The sequence below is a fragment of the Vibrio sp. R15-SG3-ISO1B genome (assembly GCF_059833835.1).
Map to the genome: position 1 here is coordinate 102,135 of NZ_JCBDGG010000005.1, position 20,425 is coordinate 122,559.

Below are 20,425 nucleotides of genomic sequence, written 5' to 3' on the forward strand. Positions count from 1 at the left end.
ATAACAAATTAATTGATTGCTGACTAATTAAACAGGGTTACGCTTTCAAATCTAGCATCAACGCTAGCAGCTCCCTTCTTTCTTCGGCTGATAAACCGACACTTCTTTCTTTGGCCTGCAGGTTTTCAATTTGTTTTTCGACGCACTGGGCCAGTATTCTGTCCAATGAGTCTAAAAATATATCTTGCTCGTTATCTTCATCGAGCGGGATTTCCCAGCTCGCTAAACGAGACAGTAGCGCTTCATGGCTCGTATTTCGCCAGGTCTCTAACAACTGGCCTGTGTTGATATTGGGGTGCTGATGACAATATTCAAGCACCTGGGCAAATAAACTTAAACCGGGTACGGGTAACTCTCGGACGCTCGATAAATCCGGTACCATTTGAGCATAGCTCGGATTTTGGATAAGCAAAGCGATCACCTCACGCATGGGTGTACGTTTGATCTCTTTGTGTGGCTGAGGTTGAGTTTCGCTTTGCTTTTTGCGCGGTTGTCTAAGCTGATTATCGAATCCGGTTCGCTCGTCGAGCAATTTTTCTAGCAGTTCTTGAAAATACGGGTCTGGAATCTTATCGATCAGGCTACTGGCGTGCGCGCGCAGTGCTGACTTGCCCTCGTTTGAACCTAAATTGAGGTTGTGAATCTCAATCAGATTATCAAACAAGTAACTGGAAAGCGTCGTGGCCTGCTCCATTTGTTGCTCAAACGCTTCTTTACCGTATTTACGTACGTAACTGTCTGGATCTTCTCCGTCCGGCAGGAAGAGAAACTTCAGCGTGTTGCCTGTTTTTAGGTACTGAAGGGCATTCTCTAGAGCGCGCCATGCGGCTTCTTTACCTGCTCGGTCACCGTCATAACAACAGACCACGGTATGGGTTTGTCGAAACAAAAGCTGGATATGATCACCGGTCGTTGAGGTGCCAAGTGACGCTACGGAATAATCAATACCATATTGCGCGAGGGCAACCACGTCCATATAGCCTTCAACCACGAGGATTTGCTTGGGCTCTCGATATGCCTGCATGACTTCATACAAGCCATAGAGCTCTTTACCTTTGTGGAAAATCGGCGTCTCTGGCGAGTTGAGGTACTTGGGCGTGCCTTCGTCAATAATTCGGCCACCAAAGCCAATCACCCGCCCGCGTCGGTCACGAATCGGGAACATAATACGCCCGCGAAAACGGTCGTAGCGGTTGCCTTTGTCGTTCTCAATCAACATGCCGCCACTGACCAGCATGTCTTGGGTCGCTTTATGCTGACCAAAGTTCTTGCGCACTAAATCCCATTCGTCGGCGACATAGCCAATGCCAAATTTCTGCACGATTTCGCCAGAGAGGCCGCGCTGCTTAAGGTATTCAATCGCAGGCTTGCTGCTAGAGAGCTTAAGCTGGTCACGATAAAACTGCGCGATGGTGCCCATCAAATCGTAGAGGTTGCGCTTTTGTTCGCTGCTGGCTTGCGGTTGATTGCTTCGGTTGAAACGACCATCTTGGCGCTGCTCTCTCGGGACATCTAAACCTAGGAATGAGGCAAGCTCTTCAATGGCTTCGACAAATTCGAGGCGCTCATACTCCATCATAAAGTCGATGGCGTTGCCATGCACACCACAGCCAAAACAGTGGTAAAACTGCTTCTCTTGCGACACGCTGAATGATGGGGTTTTTTCGTTATGGAAAGGGCAGCACGCGCTGTAGTTTTTGCCTTTTTTCTTAAGTTTTACTCGTGCGTCTATGATGTCGACGATATCCAGTCGAGCAAGCAGATCATCAATAAAACTACGAGGAATGTGTCCTGCCATAAAACCTTAGAAAAATGCACTAACTAAACAATTGGGGGATAGATACAAACAAGCCGCGCATTCCGAAGGATAGCACGGCTTGTTGTAATAGGCTTGGGTGTGTTAAGCCAGTTTAGCGCGAACTAAACCGCTCACTTTACCCATGTCTGCACGCCCTTGAATCTGTGGTTTTAGAACGCCCATTACTTTACCCATGTCTTGCATGCCCGCTGCGCCTGATTCAGTAACTGCATTGTCAATCAATGCGGCAACTTCGTCGTCGGTCAGTGGTTGAGGCATAAAATCCTCAAGTACCGTAATTTCGGCTTTTTCTGCATCCGCAAGGTCTTGGCGACCCGCTGATTCATATTGAGCGACAGAATCGCGACGCTGTTTAACCATTTTCGTCAACACAGCAAGAATGTCGTCGTCGTTAAGAGTGATCTGTTCGTCGACTTCACGTTGCTTAATTGCTGACAAAGCTAAACGGATAGTGCCAAGGCGCAATTTGTCCTTGGCTTTCATCGCTAATTTTTGCTCTTCTTTGAGTTGGTCAATCAGAGCCATAACTAGAATCCTTTAGGACTTAGCTATTAGTACAGGCGAACGCGACGAGCGTTTTCGCGAGCTAGCTTCTTAGCGTGACGCTTTTGAGCTGCTGCTTTAGCGCGTTTGCGAACTGTAGTTGGTTTTTCGTAGTGCTCACGACGACGCACTTCAGAAAGGATACCTGCTTTTTCGCAAGAGCGTTTGAAACGACGTAGTGCAACGTCGAACGGTTCGTTTTCACGTACTTTAACTACTGGCATATGCCTTTCACCTCAGGGGTTAATTCGTTAATGCTGACTTCACAGTACCTGCTCAGTTGCAAGGCCTACAATCAGCTTGATCAAAAATGGTGCGGAATTTTAATCCGATCACATTAGCTTTGTAAAGCCTTTTATTGTTTATACACTGTACAAAATTTGTTTGCAGCGCGAAGGCAAGGTAAGATTGCGCCAATTTTGAAATTGAGACAGAGGCATCCAGGGTAAACCATGCGCATTATTGGTATTGAAACCTCGTGTGATGAGACAGGCATAGCCATTTACGATGATGAGAAAGGGCTGCTTTCCCATCAACTCTACAGCCAAGTTAAGCTTCATGCTGACTACGGCGGTGTTGTGCCTGAGTTGGCCTCTCGCGATCACGTTAAAAAGACGATTCCGTTAATTAAAGCGGCGATGAAAGAAGCGGGCGTCACGCCAAAAGAGATTGATGGTATTGCTTACACCGCTGGCCCAGGTCTTGTGGGGGCGCTGCTGGTTGGGGCGACCATTGGTCGCAGTCTCGCGTACGCTTGGGGTGTGCCAGCCGTGCCCGTACATCATATGGAAGGGCATTTGCTCGCGCCGATGCTAGAGGAGAACCCGCCGCCGTTTCCGTTTGTTGCGGTGTTGGTCTCAGGTGGCCACTCGATGATGGTCGAAGTAAAAGGGATTGGCGAGTACAAAATCTTGGGTGAGTCGATTGATGACGCCGCGGGTGAAGCCTTTGATAAAACAGCAAAACTGATGGGGCTAGACTACCCAGGTGGTCCGCTGTTGTCGAAACTGGCCGAGAAAGGCACGCCGGGGCGATTTAAGTTTCCGCGCCCTATGACGGATCGTCCGGGCCTGGATATGAGCTTCTCTGGTTTGAAAACATTTACGGCCAATACGATTGCTGCCAATGGCGATGATGAGCAAACCCGAGCGGATATTGCCCTAGCGTTTGAAGAGGCCGTGTGTGCGACGTTAACCATCAAATGTAAGCGAGCGTTGGAACAAACTGGCTTTAAGCGCATCGTTATTGCCGGTGGCGTGAGTGCGAATAAGCGTTTGCGGGCTGATTTGGCGGCGCTGGCGAAAAAAATTGGTGGGGAAGTCTATTATCCGCGCACGGAATTTTGTACCGATAACGGTGCGATGATCGCGTTTGCGGGCATGCAGCGCCTTAAAAACGGCGAAGTAGCAGATTTGGCGGTTCAAGCGACGCCGCGATGGCCCATCGATACTCTGCAACCACTGCGCGGCGCAGAATAATCGCGGCATTCTTGGTTCCGTTCAATGGAATATATCGTGTTTAAAGGCTTCTTGGTTGAAGCCTTTTTTATGCCTGCTTCTTTTCGCCCACTTTGGGCTCGGTGCCAGCAAACAGGCGTTTAATGTTTTGATGATGACGCAAGACAATCAGACAACACAGCATGGCGACTGGCAAGGTGTACTGCGGCTTGACCATCCATGTATAAAACGGTGCCAGCAGCACGGTGACAATCGCCGCTAACGAAGAGTAGCGAAAGATCAGCGCAACGCTGAGCCAAGTGGCGATGATCATGCCTGTTAAATCCAAACCGATAGGGGCTATCGCACCTAATGCCGTGGCCACGCCTTTCCCACCTTTAAAGTGGAAGAAGATAGGGTACATGTGACCCAGACAGGCAGCAATTGCAACAACACCAAGAATGATTGGATCAATGTGTAAAAAGTACCCACCCCATACTGGAATGGTGCCCTTGAGCATGTCGCAGAGTAATACCGCGATAGCGGCTTTTTTGCCCCCAATACGCAACACATTAGTGGCGCCGGGGTTGTGTGAGCCTTGCTTTCTGGGGTCGGGGAGTTTGAGGAGACGACAAATCAGCACCGCACTTGAGATTGAGCCTAATAAATAGGCGCAAATGATCAAGATGAGGGCAAGTGGTGTCATTCGAATTCACTCATAGTCAGCAAGGGTGGGGTAAACCAGTCATTGATATTCTGTTGCGTTTAACTGGTATCATATCGCGGCTTCGCGACTTAAACTACTGACACTGAGCGCCAGAGCAGTAAAATAGTACGACTTTTTATGAGAAATGGGTATCCGACCTCTCCTCGGATCAAACAGGACAGCAGTGACCATGGATAAAGTATTTATTGAGCAGTTAGAAGTCATCACCACCATTGGCGTGTACGACTGGGAACAACAAATCAAACAAAAATTGGTGTTGGACATTGAAATGGCGCACGACAACCGCCCCGCAGGTAAAAGCGATGATGTGGTGGACGCCTTAGATTACGCCAAGGTGAGTGAAGCGGTGTTGAACCACATTGAGCAAGGCCGTTTTTTGTTAGTTGAGCGTGTGGCGGAAGAGGTCGCGGAGTTAGTCATGACCACCTTTAATGTACCCTGGATTCGCATTCGACTAGCCAAGCCGGGCGCGGTGGCACAGGCCAAAGCTGTGGGTGTGGTGATTGAGCGAGGCAAGGCATGATCACCGCATACATTGGCGTCGGTTCCAATGTGGAGAGAAAAAAGCACATCAAGGCGGCGATTGATGAATTGCGCCATTTAGGCCAAGGATTAAGACTGTCGACCATTTACGAGTGCCCGTCGGTCGGATTTGACGGGGACCGTTTCTATAATTTGGTCGTTGAGTTGCAAACAACTGAAAATCTGACAAAATTTTCACGCTCGTTGCGAGATATTGAGCTTAAATGGGGCCGCTGTGAACACGCAGAAAAATTTCAGCCTCGCACTATCGATCTGGACATTCTGCTGTTTGGTGATGAAGTCTCTGCGCAATCGCCCCAGATTCCGCGCAAAGACATTTATCACTACGCGTTTGTTCTCAAACCATTGGCGGAGCTTTGCCCCGATAGGGTCATTCCCGGTGATGGCCGACAAGTGCAAGAACTCCAGCAACAACTGAATTTAACCACGCCATTGACCGCCGTTCCGATGTGGTTCGATGACACCACCCAATGAGATATCCATGAGTTATTTTGAAGCCTTTATTTTGGCCTTGATCCAAGGTCTGACCGAGTTTTTGCCCATCTCCAGCTCTGCGCACTTAATTTTACCTTCCGCCATTTTAGGTTGGGATGACCAAGGCTTAGCGTTTGATGTCGCGGTACACGTGGGTACGTTAGCGGCGGTCATTATCTATTTCCGCCAAGAAGTGGTGACACTGCTCTCGTCCTTTTTTGCGTCCATTTTTAGAGCAGAGCGCAGCAAAGAAGCCAAATTGGCGTGGATGATTCTATTAGCCACGATTCCGGCCTGTATCTTCGGGCTACTGATGAAAGACATCATTGAGATCTACTTGCGCAGTGCCTGGGTGATTGCCACTACCACCATAGTGTTTGGTTTGTTGCTCTGGTGGGTGGATAAAACCGCCACGCTGACCGATGATGAATACCAAGCGGGTTGGAAAAAGGCGCTCTTTATTGGTCTTGCGCAAGCGATGGCGATGATTCCGGGTACCTCACGTTCTGGCGCAACGATGACGGCAGCGCTCTATCTAGGCTTTACTCGCGAAGCCGCGGCGCGTTTTTCGTTTTTGATGTCTATCCCTATCATTCTTCTTGCCGGCGGTTACTTAGGTCTTAAGTTGGTGATCAGCGGTGAGCCAATCCACACTGGTTTCCTATTAACGGGCATTGTCACGTCATTTGTCAGCGCTTACCTCTGTATTCACTTCTTCTTGAAGCTGATTTCAAAAATGGGTATGACGCCATTTGTGATTTACCGTTTGCTTTTGGGTGTCGGTTTGTTTGCTTTTCTGCTGACTCGCTAATCCCACTCTTCTCAGACCACATAGACAATCCGTACCTCGCGTGAGGGGCAACATTGTGATATATATGTGGTCTTTCTTTATCTCTCATCTTTGATTGACAGTATGCGTGTTTTTGCTCTGACTCTATTGCTGATTTTAGGCTGGCTACAATATGAGTTGTGGCTGGGTAAGAATGGCGTGGCCGACTACCAAGCGGTCAGTGCAGAAATCGACGTTCAACATCAAGTCAATGCGAGCCTCCAATCTCGCAACAATGAAATGTTCGCCGAAATTGACGATTTACGCCAAGGACTTGATGCCATCGAAGAGCGTGCTCGGCATGAACTGGGCATGGTGAAAGAAGGGGAAACCTTCTATCGCATCATTGGAGAGGACAATTAAATGTCAGACAGCCATTTTGCTGGCAAAATTACTGCCATTGTCCCCGCTGCGGGTGTGGGCAAACGCATGCAGGCGGATCGTCCCAAGCAGTATCTAGAAATTTTGGGTAAAACCGTTCTTGAGCACACCCTCTCGCGTCTACTTTCTCACCCAGATATTGAACATGTTGTCGTCGCGATTAGCGATGGCGACCCTTACTTTGAACAGCTGCCCATTGCGACTCACCCCAAGGTGATTCGTGTCAGTGGTGGTAGTGAGCGCGCTGATTCTGTGCTGCGTGGGCTCGAGTATGTTTCTCAGCATCAGATGTCACCGTGGGTGTTAGTGCATGATGCAGCCAGACCTTGTGTGAAATTAGCGGATATTTCTCATCTGATTGAGCGCTGCTTAGCTGAGCAAATCGGAGGCATTCTTGCAATGCCGGTACGAGATACCATGAAACGAGCAGCTCATCACAACGCCGTCAGCAATACGGTGGATCACACCGTTGATAGAGAAGGGCTATGGCATGCCCTGACACCGCAGATATACCCGACTCACACCTTGACCCAAGCGCTGAGCAAGGCGTTGCAATCTCAGGCCGTCATTACGGATGAAGCGTCCGCGATTGAGTGGAGTGGCGGAGCATCACTGCTGGTACCTGGGAGCGGCGATAATATTAAAATCACCCAACCAGAGGATCTGGCTCTGGCAGAGTTTTATTTGCAGAGGGAACAGACCCTTTGCCTCGAATAAATGAAAGGACATAACACGATGATTCGAATCGGTCACGGTTTTGACGTGCACAAATTTGGCGGAGAAGGCCCAGTCATCATTGGCGGTGTTGCCATTCCTTACGAGCAAGGTTTGATTGCTCACTCCGATGGCGATGTGGCGCTGCACGCACTGTGCGATGCACTGTTGGGCGCGATTGCTGCCGGTGATATTGGTCGCCATTTCCCTGATACCGATGATGAGTGGAAAGGCGCGGACAGCCGTTTTCTTCTGCGCGATGTGTACCAAAGAGTAAAAGCGCATGGGTATGTGCTGGGTAATGCTGACATCACCATCATTGCCCAAGCACCGAAAATGGCGCCATATATCGAATCGATGTGCCAAACCATCGCACAAGATTTGGACACCGACGTCACCAACATTAATGTCAAAGCGACCACCACAGAGCGTCTCGGCTTTACTGGGCGCAAAGAAGGCATTGCCAGCGAAGCAGTTGTGCTGCTGGTCAAAGCGTAATTTCTAGCTATTTTTCAACAGCGGACGGTCACAAGCCCGGCCTCTGTCTAAACGGAACTCTATTCATGTCTGATTTACTTTCTTCTTTGGCGTACCTCAATGGTCAGCCTGTCGCCACCGGCGTACTCAAAGCGCAACCCGAGCACTTTCAAGTACGCGAAAACTTAGGGTTCTCATTTAGTGGTACGGGTGAGCACCTAATGGTGCGTATTCGCAAAACCGGCGAGAACACCAGCTTTGTCGCCAACGAACTGGCCAAAGCGTGCGGGGTGAAATCGAAAGACGTCAGTTGGGCAGGGCTTAAGGATCGTCATGCAGTCACAGAGCAGTGGCTGAGTGTGCATCTACCTAAACGCGAGACACCAGACTTTAGCGCCTTTCTGGCGGCGTACCCGAGTATCGAAATTCTTGCCACAGACCGACACCATAAAAAGTTGCGTCCCGGAGACTTAATCGGTAATGACTTTCGCTTAACTTTAACCCAAGTCTCCGACATGCCATCAGTACTGTCTCGATTGGAGAAGGTGCAAGCGAAAGGGGTTCCCAACTACTTTGGCAGTCAGCGTTTTGGTCACGATGGCAATAACCTCACTGAAGCCAGACGTTGGGGAAGAGACAATGTCCGTACTCGTAACCAAAACAAACGCAGTCTCTACCTCTCTGCCGCTCGTTCTTGGGTGTTTAACACCATCGTCTCCGCGCGGATTGAACAAGCGCTATTGAACACCTGTATTGCGGGCGATATTGTCTACCAAGGCAATGAAACGCGCCTTGTCACGCCTGAAGAGTGCGAGGCGTTCAATGCGCAGTTGCAGCGTGGCGAGGTGACATTAACCGCTGCGCTCGCGGGTGACAATGCCTTACCTACTCAGCACGAGGCGCTCGCACTTGAACAACCGCTGCTTGATAATGAGCCAGATCTCATGGCGTTGATTCGTGGTAATCGCATGCGTCACGACCGCCGAGAGGTGTTATTGAAGCCTGAGAATCTGACTTGGTCCGTCGATGGTGACAGCTTAACGCTCGACTTCTCATTGGATGCAGGCAGCTTTGCGACTGCTATTTTGCGAGAGCTGCTCATTGCGACGGAGAAAGAACGCCATTACGCTAATGACAGCTAGGACAGTGATAGTAAGTAGCCGCTGGGGCCATATGCCCTCTTTCAACAGGAAGTGACAGGATTTATGACAGCCAACACACTGAGAGTATTGATCAGTAACGATGATGGCGTGCATGCGAAGGGCATACACGCGCTCGCGCAGGCACTGAGTGACATCGCCGAAGTGACGATCGTCGCGCCAGATAGAAACCGCTCAGGCGCATCCAACTCGTTAACCCTAGAGCAGCCTTTGAGGGTGACTCGCATAGCCGAGCGTACTTATTCGGTACAAGGAACGCCGACCGACTGTGTTCACTTTGCGCTTAATGAGCTGATGAAAGACGATCTGCCGGATCTGGTGCTAGCGGGCATTAACCATGGTGCAAACCTTGGCGATGATGTGCTCTACTCTGGCACGGTCGCGGCAGCGATGGAAGGGCACTTTCTCGGTGTTCAGGCGATCGCCTTTTCACTCGTGGGGCTGCGCCATTTTGACACGGCGGCGCACATTGCCAAACAGCTGGTGTTGCAGCATGGACGACGCCCTATTCCTACTAACCGACTGTTAAACGTCAATATTCCCGACGTTGAGCTCTCCGCGCTAAAAGGCTCAAAAGTAACCCGTTTAGGTGCGCGCCATCACGCGGAAGCAATGATAAAACAGCAAGATCCTCGTGGTCATGATATTTATTGGTTAGGCCCACCAGGAAAAGAGCAGGATGCGGGTGAAGGAACCGACTTTTATGCTATCGAACATGGCTTTGTCTCCATTACACCGCTGCAAGTAGATTTGACCGCTCATGAATCGCTGATGAGCATGGATAATTGGTTAAAGGACAAGTAACAATGGTAAACCCACATGCCGACAGATTAATCGACTTTCTTGTCGCGAGTGGCATTCAAGATCAACGCGTATTAGATGCCATCTATCGATTGCCTCGTGAGCAGTTCGTGTCACAGGCGATGATGCATCAAGCATACGATAATAATGCGCTGCCGATTGGCGCTGGGCAGACCATCTCTCAGCCCTATATCGTGGCGAAAATGACCGAACTGTTGGCTCTGAATCGAGACAGCAAAGTGCTGGAAGTTGGCACTGGGTCTGGTTACCAAACCGCAGTACTAGCTCAACTGGTCGATCACGTCTTCTCCATTGAGCGGATTAAGGCGTTGCAATGGGAAGCTAAACGACGTTTAAAGCAGCTCGACATTTATAACATCTCCACCAAGCACGGTGATGGTTGGCAAGGTTGGCCAGCGAAAGGCCCATTTGATGCCATTATTGTCACAGCGGCAGCGGAGTCTGTGCCACAGGCACTGCTCTCACAACTCAGTGAGGGCGGCACCATGGTCATTCCTGTTGGTGTCGAGCAGCAGCAACTGTACAAAATCACCCGACAGGGTGAGGCGTTCTCCACAGAGCCCATAGAGATGGTACGTTTTGTTCCTTTAATCGCAGGTGAATTGGCGTAGGCATGAGCTTGAGAAGGTGTGTGTGGCTGATACTGGTATTCAGTGCGCTGTATGGCTGCGCTGCACACTCGCCTGCTCCTGTGTCTGGGTTAAACAAAGATTATGGGTCTGTCACTCGTGGCAGTTATCGCGGCAGCTTTTACGAAGTAGAAAAAGGCGATACGCTATACTTTATAGCCTACGTCACAGATAAAGATGTAAACGATATTATTCGTTACAACGGCTTGACTGAGCCCTACACCATTTACCCCGGTCAAAAACTCAACTTATGGCGTAGTGCCTACAAAGCGCCCGCCTTTGGTGGGACGGGTGCTGGTACGGTATCTGCGCCTGTCGCTGTGGTTGCCGCTACCCCATCCACTCCGAATTCAAGTAAAAACTCTAATCAATCAGTTACATCGCAAAACAGCAGCGGTCAGAAAAACGTCACCCAAACGCCACCTAAAAAGAGTATTGATCAATCAAAATCAAAGGAGTATGTTGAACCTAAGAAGCAACAAAGTGTTAACAAAAATGCCAATACTGCCTCTAGCAGTAAAGCGAGTAACACGGCTTCTAATCAAAAGGTTTCCAAATGGTTATGGCCAACAAAAGGGAGGGTAATCAAAAACTTTTCTGCTGGCGATCAGGGAAATAAAGGCATTGATATCGCAGGACAGCGTGGTCAATCCATCGTATCGACAGCAAGTGGCACTGTCGTCTATTCAGGCAACGCACTGCGCGGCTACGGTAATCTGGTGATTATCAAACATAACGATAACTATCTAAGTGCGTATGCACACAACGACAAGTTGCTAGTACATGAAGGACAAAGTGTTAAGGCTGGTCAAAAAATAGCAACAATGGGCAGCTCCGGAACGAACAGCGTTCGTTTGCATTTTGAAATTCGCTATCAAGGTAAGTCGGTCGATCCGAAACGATACTTACCTTAAATTTACTTTACTGACCGGGTAAATTAGCGACATTAGAGGTAGTAATGTCTTGCTAGCTCGCCAAGGGGAGGCGCCATGAGTATCAGCAATACAGCAACGAAAGTCGAAGAGTTTGATATTGAGCAGGAAGCACAACTAGATACGCTTCAAGGCAGCAATGAACTCACCTCATCCAAATCTGAGAGTGTCAAAGAGGAGTTTGACGCTTCATCGAAAAGCCTAGATGCCACACAGCTTTACCTTGGCGAAATCGGCTTCTCACCCCTATTAACCGCAGAGGAAGAAGTTCTCTACGCAAGACGTGCATTACGTGGCGATGAAGCAGCGCGTAAACGTATGATCGAAAGTAACTTGCGTTTGGTGGTGAAAATCTCCCGTCGCTATAGCAACCGTGGCCTTGCTCTCTTGGATCTTATTGAAGAAGGGAACTTGGGATTGATTCGCGCGGTAGAAAAATTCGACCCAGAACGCGGATTCCGTTTCTCGACCTACGCGACGTGGTGGATTCGTCAAACCATTGAACGTGCGCTGATGAACCAAACTCGTACGATTCGTCTACCTATTCATGTGGTGAAAGAGCTCAACATCTACCTACGTACTGCTCGCGAGTTGTCGCAAAAACTCGACCATGAGCCGACCGCTGAAGAGATTGCTCAGCAACTGGATAAGCCGGTTGATGACGTAAGTAAGATGCTGCGTCTGAATGAGCGCATTAGCTCTGTGGATACGCCAATTGGTGGCGACGGTGAGAAAGCGCTGTTGGACATCATCCCAGATGCGAACAACTCAGACCCAGAAATTTCCACTCAAGACGATGACATCAAAAACTCATTGATCCATTGGCTAGACGAGCTCAATCCGAAACAAAAAGAAGTGTTAGCACGCCGCTTTGGTCTACTTGGCTATGAGCCTTCAACACTTGAAGAAGTCGGGCGTGAGATCAACCTCACCCGTGAGCGGGTACGTCAAATCCAAGTGGAAGGGCTGCGTCGTTTACGTGAGCTGCTGGTTAAGCAAGGTCTCAATATGGAGAACTTGTTTGGTGTGACCGAAGAGTAACGACAGACGTATAATGGAAGAGATATAACGATAGACACATAATCCATAATCAGAAAAAAGCCTTGGTACCCCAAGGCTTTTTTGATCGTGCCGTTGTTGAATCAGTGATGAAAAACGGCAAAGGTTAACCGTGCTTTTTCCCTTTGCTGCGCGGGAAGACTTTCACGGTCTTGATACGATTCTCTTCTAGCTCGACGATCTCCATCGGGTGGCCCGAGACATGAACGCTCAAATGGCTCTCAGGGATCTCTTCAAGATGCTCGAGAATCAAACCGTTTAGGGTTCTTGGACCATCGGTAGGGAAGTCCCACTTAAGACCTTTATTGATATCACGGATGTTGGCGCTGCCCTCAATCAAGAAACTGCCATCACGTTGTGGGGTAATCTCATCCGACAAACTTGGCGTGATAGAGGTGGTGAACTCACCGACGATCTCTTCCAAAATATCTTCCAACGTAATGAGACCTATGATGTCGCCATACTCATCAACAATCAGACCAATCCGCTCTTTGTTGCGCTGGAACTTAAGCAGTTGGACGTTGAGTGGCGTGCCTTCTGGGATAAAGTAGACTTCATCGGCAGCGCGTAGCAGGGTCTCTTTGGTCGACTCGTTTTTCTCTAGCATCAAGCGATACGACTCACGCAAACGCAGCATGCCCACCACTTCGTCAATTTGACCGCGATACAGCACCACGCGCCCGTGCGGTGAGTGAGACAATTGACGCACAATCGATTTCCAATCGTCGTTGATATCAATGCCGGTGATTTCGTTTCTCGGCACCATGATGTCATTCACCGTCACATGCTCTAAATCGAGAATGGAGATCAACATATCTTGGTGGCGTCTTGGGATCAGGCTGCCCGCTTCGTTCACCACGGTGCGCAGTTCTTCCGAGCTCAGGTGATCTTCGCCATTGTGGTCGACTTTGATCCCAAGTAAGCGGATAAAACCATTAGTGATGAGGTTAACGAACAGCACCAGCGGCGAGAGCAGCTTCATTAAAATACCAAGCAAGATACTGCTGGTGTAAGAGACTTTTTCTGGGTAGAGCGCTGCGAGGGTTTTCGGCGTGACTTCGGCAAAAACCAGCACCACAAGCGTCAGAGCACCGGTGGCGATAGCCACCCCTAAATCTCCGTATAGACGCATACCAATGATGGTGGCGATGGCGGAGGCTAGAATATTGACTAAGTTGTTACCAATCAGAATCAAACCGATCAAACGATCGGGCCTATCGAGCAGCTTTTCTACGCGCTTAGCGCCTTTATGGCCATTGTTCGCGAGGTGCTTTAAGCGGTATCGGTTGAGAGACATCATCCCTGTTTCTGAACCGGAGAAATATCCTGAAATTACAATCAGACACGCGAGTAGCGCAAATAAGATACCCGTTGATATGTCGTCCAAAGCTTAATGATTCCTTGTTATGTTTGATTAATTTATCGCCCAGTGTTGCGGCTAAGTCAATATCACTTCACGAACGAAGCGACTGCCAAAATAGGCGAGCGTCAACAGGGTTGCACCGGCAACGGCGAACCAAGTGACTTTGCGTCCGCGCCAACCTTTATGGAAGTGGCCCCATAACAGCACGCTGTACACAATCCAAGCGATGAAAGAGAGAATCGCTTTATGGGCTTTTCCTTGGGCGAACATGTCCTGAACAAAGACAAATCCAGTGATTAATGTTCCGGTGAGGAGTAAGGTGCCCACCATGATGATGTTGAAAAGCTGACGTTCCACCATCATTAAAGGAGGAAGGTTTGGGTTAATCGCCAGTGCTTTCTTCGCTTTGAGCTTGTGATCCAACCAAGCCAGTTGTAGAGCGTACAGAGCGCCGATACTGAGAGTCGAGTATGAAAACAGCGCAAGAGAGATGTGGATCAGCAGTTTAGGGTCTTGCTCTAAATGGGTAATGAAAGTGCTAGGCAGAAACGCCGCTGCGCTTAAGTTTATGGCGGAAAAGCTATACACGACAGGCAACAAAAACCACAGTCGTGTTTTGAGCATCGACGCACTCATTACCAAAGAAATAATGAAGCTGATGAGAGAGGCGACATTGAGAATGCTTAAGTTTTGCCCCGAGGCTTCAATGATCAAATCGCTTAATAGCCACGCGTGAAAAACCAGTGCCAGAGACGCACTGATCAACACGGTTTTTGAGCGGATACCGGTTTGGTGAACCAGTCCCGGAACGATAGTCGCAATTGCGAGCAGATACAGCACTGCAGCGGCTACGGCAATTAAGTTGTCCATTCTTCTCTTGGTGGTGGTGGATTTTTAACAAATTATACCCTGCATCAACAGCTTGAGCCATGACTTATCTGTGTCATTTATTCGAGTTGAGAGATCAAATCATCACGCAACCGTGCAAAGCGCCACTTGGCTAAGGTATACTCTTAGTAATTGTCGCTCAATTTTAGGTAGTGGCGTCGTCTACGCAAGCCACTCAGTGTAAAGAGACTAAGATGTTTGAGAATTTAACGGATCGTTTATCCAGAACGCTGAAGAACATCAGCGGTAAAGGTCGTCTGACCGAAGACAACATAAAAGAAACGCTGCGTGAAGTCCGCATGGCGTTGCTCGAGGCTGACGTTGCACTGCCTGTCGTTCGCGATTTTATCAAGCGAGTGAAAGAAGCGGCAGTGGGCGTAGAGGTCTCCAAATCGCTCACGCCAGGGCAAGAGTTCATCAAAATTGTTCAAGGTGAACTGGAAGCCGTCATGGGCGAGTCCAATGAGGCACTAAACCTCGCGGCTCAGCCACCTGCGGTGATTTTGATGGCCGGTCTGCAAGGTGCGGGTAAAACCACCTCGGTGGGTAAGCTGTCTAAATTCCTCAAGGAAAAAGACAAGAAGAAAGTCTTGGTCGTGTCTGCTGATGTGTATCGCCCAGCGGCGATCAAACAGCTAGAAACCCTAGCGCAAGACATCGGCGTTGACTTTTTCCCATCGAGCGCTGATCAAAAGCCGATTGATATTGCCAATGCCGCCATCGATCACGCGAAGAAGAAATTCTACGATGTGTTAGTGGTCGATACCGCGGGTCGTTTAGCGATTGACGAGCAAATGATGGGCGAAATCCAGCAGCTTCATAGTGCGATCAATCCAGTGGAAACGCTGTTTGTTGTTGACGCTATGACAGGTCAAGATGCGGCGAATACCGCGAAAGCCTTTGGCGAAGCGCTACCGCTGACCGGGGTTATCCTGACCAAAGTGGATGGTGATGCTCGTGGTGGTGCTGCGCTGTCGGTGCGTCACATTACAGGGAAACCGATCAAATTCTTGGGTGTGGGTGAGAAAACCGACGCGCTAGAGCCGTTCCACCCTGATCGCGTCGCCTCGCGTATTTTGGGAATGGGTGATGTTCTCTCTCTGATTGAAGACTTGCAGCGCAATGTCGACCATGAGAAAGCCGAGAAACTGGCGAAGAAATTCAAAGAGAAGAAAGGCTTCGATTTGGAAGACTTCCGTGAGCAGCTCGGTCAGATGCAAAACATGGGCGGCATGATGGGGATGATGGACAAGTTGCCAGGTATGAGTAACTTGCCAGACAATGTCAAAGACAAAGTTGACGACAAGATGTTTAAGCAGATGGAAGCGATCATTAACTCGATGACCATGAAAGAGCGTCAACGTCCAGACATTATTAAAGGTTCGCGCAAGAAACGCATTGCTGCCGGTTCTGGTGTGCAAGTGCAAGATGTGAACCGCTTGCTTAAGCAGTTTACCCAAATGCAGAAGATGATGAAGAAAATGCAAAAGGGTGGCATGAAAGGCATGATGCGTAACATGCAAGGTATGATGGGCGGAATGGGAGGCGGCGGCGGCTTCAACCCGTTTGGTCGTTAACTGAAACACCGAGTCCGTTTCGCTCTATACAAGGCTTAGCCGCGGTGCTAAGCCTTTCGGTTTTTTATTTTCAAGGTGTTAGCTAAGTCACAATCTTAAATTCGGTTTTATGGTGGTGAAAAAATAGCTAAAGACCTTGCAATGCGTCGGAATAAGAGTAAAATTCCGGAGCTTTATTTTGGCACGAGACCCCAAACTGTTTAGTAATAGACCACAACGGTTTACTGATAGATAGTTTCTGGGGTTAATTTTATTTTTGAGAAAGCAAAGAGGACGACATGGTAACCATTCGTTTGGCACGTCACGGCGCTAAGAAGCGTCCATTTTATCAAATCGTAGTAGCGGACAGCCGCAATGCTGCAACTGGCCGTTTCATCGAGAAAGTAGGTTTCTTTAACCCTACTGCTCAAGGTCAAGAAGAAGGTCTACGTCTAGACCTAGACCGCGTTAACCACTGGGTTGGTCAAGGCGCGTCTCTATCTGACCGCGTAGCTAAGCTAGTTAAAGACGCTCAAAAAGCGGCTTAATTCTTACTCTATAAGTAGTAATTAGCTTATGTCGATGAAAGGTAAAGAAACGATGAGCAATGACAAGATTGTTGTAGGCAAGTTTGGTGCTACTTACGGCATTCGTGGTTGGCTTAAAGTTTTTTCCTACACAGACGAGGCTGAAAGCTTATTTGATTACAACCCTTGGTTTGTTAACCATAAAGGGGAGTGGGTCGAGTACAAAGTGGAAACGTGGAAGCGCCATAACAAAGGTATGGTGGTGAAGCTGGAAGGTCTGGATGTTCGCGAAGACGCGCATCTGTTGACTAACTTTGAAATTGCTATTGACCCTGCAGTATTACCAGAATTGTCAGAAGATGAATTCTACTGGCGCGAATTGTTTGGCATGCAAGTCGTGACGACAAAAGGTTATGACCTTGGTGTGGTGACGGACATGCTCGAAACCGGCTCAAACGATGTTTTGGTAGTCAAAGCAAATCTGAAAGATGCTTTTGGCCAAAAGGAACGATTAATTCCGTTCCTTGAAGAGCAAGTGATCATTCAAGTTGATCGCACTGCTCAACGGATCGAAGTTGACTGGGATCCTGGATTCTAACTCCCAAGTAATGAGGCTTTAGGGCATGTGGGTTGGCGTAATTAGCCTGTTTCCTGAAATGTTCCGCAGCGTTACTGAGTTCGGAGTAACAGGTCAAGCGGTTAAAAAAGGGTTGTTGTCGGTAGAGACATGGAATCCTCGAGATTTCACTCACGACAAGCATCGCACTGTCGATGATCGACCCTACGGTGGTGGTCCAGGTATGTTAATGATGGTGCAGCCATTGCGCGATGCCATTCATGCTGCCAAACAGGCCTCACCGGGTATGACGAAGGTGATTTACCTCTCTCCTCAAGGTCGAAAACTCGATCAACAAGGAGTCGAAGAGCTGGCTAGCAATGAGAACTTGCTTCTTATTTGTGGTCGCTACGAAGGGGTAGATGAGCGCATCATTGAGTCTGAAGTTGACGAAGAATGGTCAATTGGTGACTTTGTGATGACAGGGGGAGAGATACCAGCCATGACCTTAATTGACTCTGTCTCTCGGTTTGTACCGGGGGTACTGGGCGATTTTGCGTCAGCAGAAGAAGACTCTTTTGCCAATGGCTTGTTGGATTGTCCTCATTACACCCGTCCTGAAGTGTTGGAAGGAAAAGAGGTACCCGCGGTACTGAAATCTGGCAACCACAAGGACATTCGTCGTTGGCGACTGAAACAGTCGCTCGGCCGTACCTGGATTAGAAGACCAGAGCTCCTGGAAAACCTAGCTCTGACTGACGAACAGGAACTACTACTAGCTGAGTTCATTAAAGAGCATCATGCTAAGTAACCTATTAAATTTAGTATCAGTTTATTCTAGGAATATTGAAAATGAGTAACATCATCAAAGCTCTTGAAGAAGAGCAAATGAAAAAAGACCTACCTAACTTCGCACCTGGTGACACAGTTGTTGTTCAAGTTAAGGTAAAAGAAGGTGACCGTGAGCGTCTACAGGCTTTTGAAGGCGTTGTAATCGGTATCCGTAACCGTGGTCTACACTCTGCATTCACTGTACGTAAGATTTCTAACGGTGAAGGTGTTGAGCGTACGTTCCAAACTCACTCTCCAATGGTTGATAGCATTGAAGTTAAACGCCGCGGTGCAGTACGTCGTGCCAAACTGTACTACCTACGTGAGCGTTCTGGTAAGTCAGCTCGTATCAAAGAGAAACTTGCTAAGAAGTAATGCTATAACTAGCGTTCTCATAGTATTAGCGGAGGCCAATTGGCCTCCGCTTTTTTATGCTTAATCATCCCAAGAGAATTGAACCGCTTTAATACTGATCTTCCGACCACCCATCACTGTCGGACATATCGGGGGCACCGGCAATGGTGTTTTCTTCATCGGCCCACTCGCCGAAGTCGATCATTTGACACTGTTTACTGCAAAACGGGCGGTGGGGGCTTTTTTCGCTCCACTCGACGTTTTGGCCGCACTGTGGGCATGGAACCACGGTAATCTTAGACATCATGCTTTCCTATTTCTTCGGAGTTTAGCCGCAGTATACCGAACTTAGCGCCGCGCTTCATTAAACAGCGGGATGCCGATAGTAAAGGGGGAGCGATGCCGATGGCAAAGAGTGAGATTAGCTGCAGACGGCCAATTTAAATGGAATGCTCGAGGCACTGGCTTGGCCAGATTCAAAGTCGATGAACTTGATGGCGAAACGGTTTTTATGCCCGGAGATCATCGGGTAAACGCCCGTTTCTAGAGGGATTTCAAGACGCAGAATGTTGGCCTCTGTCGCATCACTCTGATAGAAGCCGTTGTTGGCAAGGCGCTCTCGCAGTTGACCGGTTTCACGCGTAAGACGCAGCCACAGTTTCAACGCTTGTGTCAGTGGGGCCAGGTTGGTGGACCACTTTTGCGCATCCGCTTGTTTTTTCTCAAGTGGAAGGTGGAGCCAGTGGTGCAGTGCAGGCAAGTCAAAACAGCATGAGCCGCCGGGCAGGTTAAAGCGTTGGCGAATGGCGCTTAAGAAACGGTCTTCTTTCAGGCTTTGGCCAAAACGCTCCGCCGCCATCAGCTCGCTGTGCACGCCATCAATTTCATCCAATACCGCGCGCAGCATTTCCAGATTAACGCCATCGATATTGAAATAGGCTCGATAGCTAAGGCGCTGCTTTTCGATGTCTTTGGCTAACTCGCTTTTGAGCTGAATTTGCTCAAAGATTTCCAGCAGATCAAACAGCGAGCGGAAGAAGATCAGATGCTGCATTTCGTCACCAAACTGCGCCGCTTTATCCATCTGCGTCAGCAAGGCTTCAACGCGAAGATAAATGCGAGTTTTCTCATTGAGTGGGTGTTCGAAGTAGTGCGTGGTCATTGATCAATGGCTCTGGGTTGTACTGCCTTTATTCTCACAGATTTTCCCTACAGATTTCTAGGAACTTTTGATGCAATTCTGTGATTTGAGGCAAAAGTTTCTCGTTTGTTGCATCATTTTTAATCACATCGTCGGCAATCGCCAAACGTTCCTCTCGGCTTGCTTGCGCACTGAGAATCGCACGGGCTTGTTTTTCGTCAACATTGTCACGGGCCATCGTTCGTTCAATCTGAATTTCTGGCGCCACATCGACCACAAGAACTCGCTGAGCAAGTGCTTGGAGATTGTTTTCCACCATTAGAGGGATCACAAGCAGCGCATAGGGTGAGGTGACCTGCTCAAGCTCGGCGAGCATCTTTTGACGAATCATCGGATGGAGCAGGTTATCCAGCCAGGTTTTCTCTTTGGGATCGGAAAAGATGGCCTCGCGCAGTGCGGCTCGATTCAAGCTACCATCGGCTTGCAACATCGATGCGCCGTAGCGCTCGGAGATGGCTTTTAACCCCTCACTGCCCGGTTCCACCACTTCGCGCGCCACGACATCGGCATCGACAATATCGATGGCAAAGTGTTGCTGAAATAGGTTTGCGACGGTGGTTTTGCCACTGGCAATGCCACCTGTTAATCCAACGATCAACGCCAT

The 20,425-nt window shown here is 48.9% G+C and carries 26 protein-coding genes; 17 read left to right on the forward strand and 9 right to left on the reverse strand.

Going from position 1 to position 20,425, the window contains the following annotated elements; translation table 11 throughout:
- Positions 1 to 37 precede the first annotated feature (37 nt).
- From dnaG to rpsU, 3 genes are all read right to left on the reverse strand, one after another.
- Positions 38 to 1,798, reverse strand: a complete 1,761-nt coding sequence (dnaG, locus tag AC6R0S_RS01710) for a DNA primase (protein ID WP_500637091.1) — start codon at positions 1,796 to 1,798, stop codon at positions 38 to 40.
- Between the two features lie 102 nt (positions 1,799 to 1,900).
- Positions 1,901 to 2,344: a GatB/YqeY domain-containing protein gene (locus AC6R0S_RS01715; RefSeq protein ID WP_334553619.1), complete on the reverse strand. Its 444-nt coding sequence runs from the start codon at positions 2,342 to 2,344 to the stop codon at positions 1,901 to 1,903.
- Positions 2,345 to 2,370: 26 nt separating this feature from the next.
- Entirely contained in the window at positions 2,371 to 2,586 is a 216-nt protein-coding gene (rpsU, locus tag AC6R0S_RS01720) for a 30S ribosomal protein S21 (protein WP_001145625.1), read from the reverse strand.
- A 228-nt stretch (positions 2,587 to 2,814) separates the two neighbouring features.
- Here rpsU and tsaD point away from each other — a divergent pair, with 228 nt between their 5' ends.
- Positions 2,815 to 3,840 (forward strand): tRNA (adenosine(37)-N6)-threonylcarbamoyltransferase complex transferase subunit TsaD, encoded by a 1,026-nt coding sequence (gene tsaD, locus AC6R0S_RS01725; protein ID WP_500626383.1) that lies wholly within the window; start codon positions 2,815 to 2,817, stop codon positions 3,838 to 3,840.
- Between the two features lie 67 nt (positions 3,841 to 3,907).
- On the opposite strand, the gene plsY is transcribed toward tsaD, so the two are convergent.
- A complete protein-coding gene (gene plsY, locus AC6R0S_RS01730; RefSeq protein WP_487902140.1) occupies positions 3,908 to 4,504 on the reverse strand; it encodes a glycerol-3-phosphate 1-O-acyltransferase PlsY in 597 nt (198 codons plus the stop codon).
- Positions 4,505 to 4,688: 184 nt separating this feature from the next.
- On the opposite strand from plsY, the gene folB reads away from it, so the two are divergent.
- The 11 genes from folB to rpoS all read left to right on the forward strand — a co-directional run bounded on the left by folB (position 4,689) and on the right by rpoS (position 12,527).
- Positions 4,689 to 5,048: a bifunctional dihydroneopterin aldolase/7,8-dihydroneopterin epimerase gene (gene folB, locus AC6R0S_RS01735; protein WP_500626382.1), complete on the forward strand. Its 360-nt coding sequence runs from the start codon at positions 4,689 to 4,691 to the stop codon at positions 5,046 to 5,048.
- Entirely contained in the window at positions 5,045 to 5,542 is a 498-nt protein-coding gene (folK, locus tag AC6R0S_RS01740) for a 2-amino-4-hydroxy-6-hydroxymethyldihydropteridine diphosphokinase (RefSeq protein WP_500631464.1), read from the forward strand. The genes folB and folK overlap by 4 nt, the downstream gene beginning before the upstream one ends.
- Positions 5,543 to 5,549: 7 nt before the next feature.
- Positions 5,550 to 6,353: an undecaprenyl-diphosphate phosphatase gene (locus AC6R0S_RS01745; RefSeq protein WP_500631465.1), complete on the forward strand. Its 804-nt coding sequence runs from the start codon at positions 5,550 to 5,552 to the stop codon at positions 6,351 to 6,353.
- A 102-nt stretch (positions 6,354 to 6,455) separates the two neighbouring features.
- Positions 6,456 to 6,734 (forward strand): cell division protein FtsB, encoded by a 279-nt coding sequence (gene ftsB, locus AC6R0S_RS01750; protein ID WP_334553629.1) that lies wholly within the window; start codon positions 6,456 to 6,458, stop codon positions 6,732 to 6,734.
- Positions 6,735 to 7,469: a 2-C-methyl-D-erythritol 4-phosphate cytidylyltransferase gene (ispD, locus tag AC6R0S_RS01755; RefSeq protein WP_500637092.1), complete on the forward strand. Its 735-nt coding sequence runs from the start codon at positions 6,735 to 6,737 to the stop codon at positions 7,467 to 7,469.
- Between the two features lie 18 nt (positions 7,470 to 7,487).
- A complete protein-coding gene (gene ispF / locus AC6R0S_RS01760; RefSeq protein WP_500637093.1) occupies positions 7,488 to 7,964 on the forward strand; it encodes a 2-C-methyl-D-erythritol 2,4-cyclodiphosphate synthase in 477 nt (158 codons plus the stop codon).
- 65 nt (positions 7,965 to 8,029) lie between these two features.
- Entirely contained in the window at positions 8,030 to 9,085 is a 1,056-nt protein-coding gene (gene truD / locus AC6R0S_RS01765; RefSeq protein ID WP_500637094.1) for a tRNA pseudouridine(13) synthase TruD, read from the forward strand.
- 63 nt (positions 9,086 to 9,148) lie between these two features.
- Positions 9,149 to 9,907: a 5'/3'-nucleotidase SurE gene (surE, locus tag AC6R0S_RS01770; protein ID WP_500637095.1), complete on the forward strand. Its 759-nt coding sequence runs from the start codon at positions 9,149 to 9,151 to the stop codon at positions 9,905 to 9,907.
- Positions 9,908 to 9,909: 2 nt separating this feature from the next.
- Entirely contained in the window at positions 9,910 to 10,536 is a 627-nt protein-coding gene (locus tag AC6R0S_RS01775) for a protein-L-isoaspartate(D-aspartate) O-methyltransferase (RefSeq protein WP_500631469.1), read from the forward strand.
- A gap of 2 nt (positions 10,537 to 10,538) precedes the next feature.
- On the forward strand, positions 10,539 to 11,468 hold the full coding sequence (gene nlpD / locus AC6R0S_RS01780; protein ID WP_500637096.1) for a murein hydrolase activator NlpD: 930 nt from the start codon (positions 10,539 to 10,541) through the stop codon (positions 11,466 to 11,468).
- Positions 11,469 to 11,543: 75 nt separating this feature from the next.
- Positions 11,544 to 12,527, forward strand: a complete 984-nt coding sequence (gene rpoS, locus AC6R0S_RS01785) for an RNA polymerase sigma factor RpoS (RefSeq protein ID WP_487902129.1) — start codon at positions 11,544 to 11,546, stop codon at positions 12,525 to 12,527.
- 124 nt (positions 12,528 to 12,651) lie between these two features.
- Here the strand turns inward: rpoS and AC6R0S_RS01790 are convergent, their stop codons facing one another.
- Together AC6R0S_RS01790 and AC6R0S_RS01795 are read right to left on the reverse strand one after the other, a co-directional pair.
- Positions 12,652 to 13,932, reverse strand: coding sequence for an HlyC/CorC family transporter (locus AC6R0S_RS01790; protein WP_500631471.1), 1,281 nt, complete (start codon positions 13,930 to 13,932; stop codon positions 12,652 to 12,654).
- Positions 13,933 to 13,983: 51 nt separating this feature from the next.
- On the reverse strand, positions 13,984 to 14,778 hold the full coding sequence (locus AC6R0S_RS01795; RefSeq protein ID WP_487902127.1) for a cytochrome C assembly family protein: 795 nt from the start codon (positions 14,776 to 14,778) through the stop codon (positions 13,984 to 13,986).
- Positions 14,779 to 14,990: 212 nt separating this feature from the next.
- On the opposite strand from AC6R0S_RS01795, the gene ffh reads away from it, so the two are divergent.
- From ffh to rplS, 5 genes are all read left to right on the forward strand, one after another.
- Positions 14,991 to 16,373 carry a signal recognition particle protein gene (gene ffh, locus AC6R0S_RS01800; protein WP_500637097.1) on the forward strand — a complete coding sequence of 461 codons (1,383 nt, stop codon included), beginning with the start codon at positions 14,991 to 14,993 and terminating at the stop codon, positions 16,371 to 16,373.
- 278 nt (positions 16,374 to 16,651) lie between these two features.
- Positions 16,652 to 16,900 (forward strand): 30S ribosomal protein S16, encoded by a 249-nt coding sequence (gene rpsP, locus AC6R0S_RS01805; RefSeq protein ID WP_004410028.1) that lies wholly within the window; start codon positions 16,652 to 16,654, stop codon positions 16,898 to 16,900.
- Between the two features lie 28 nt (positions 16,901 to 16,928).
- Entirely contained in the window at positions 16,929 to 17,477 is a 549-nt protein-coding gene (gene rimM, locus AC6R0S_RS01810; protein ID WP_334553869.1) for a ribosome maturation factor RimM, read from the forward strand.
- Between the two features lie 25 nt (positions 17,478 to 17,502).
- On the forward strand, positions 17,503 to 18,246 hold the full coding sequence (gene trmD, locus AC6R0S_RS01815) for a tRNA (guanosine(37)-N1)-methyltransferase TrmD (protein WP_500637098.1): 744 nt from the start codon (positions 17,503 to 17,505) through the stop codon (positions 18,244 to 18,246).
- A 41-nt stretch (positions 18,247 to 18,287) separates the two neighbouring features.
- Entirely contained in the window at positions 18,288 to 18,641 is a 354-nt protein-coding gene (rplS, locus tag AC6R0S_RS01820) for a 50S ribosomal protein L19 (protein WP_045977783.1), read from the forward strand.
- Between the two features lie 88 nt (positions 18,642 to 18,729).
- Here rplS and yacG read toward each other — a convergent pair whose 3' ends face one another.
- The 3 genes from yacG to coaE all read right to left on the reverse strand — a co-directional run bounded on the left by yacG (position 18,730) and on the right by coaE (position 20,425).
- Positions 18,730 to 18,927 carry a DNA gyrase inhibitor YacG gene (yacG, locus tag AC6R0S_RS01825; protein WP_334553876.1) on the reverse strand — a complete coding sequence of 66 codons (198 nt, stop codon included), beginning with the start codon at positions 18,925 to 18,927 and terminating at the stop codon, positions 18,730 to 18,732.
- A 114-nt stretch (positions 18,928 to 19,041) separates the two neighbouring features.
- Entirely contained in the window at positions 19,042 to 19,782 is a 741-nt protein-coding gene (gene zapD, locus AC6R0S_RS01830) for a cell division protein ZapD (protein WP_500631473.1), read from the reverse strand.
- A gap of 34 nt (positions 19,783 to 19,816) precedes the next feature.
- Entirely contained in the window at positions 19,817 to 20,425 is a 609-nt protein-coding gene (gene coaE, locus AC6R0S_RS01835) for a dephospho-CoA kinase (RefSeq protein WP_500631474.1), read from the reverse strand.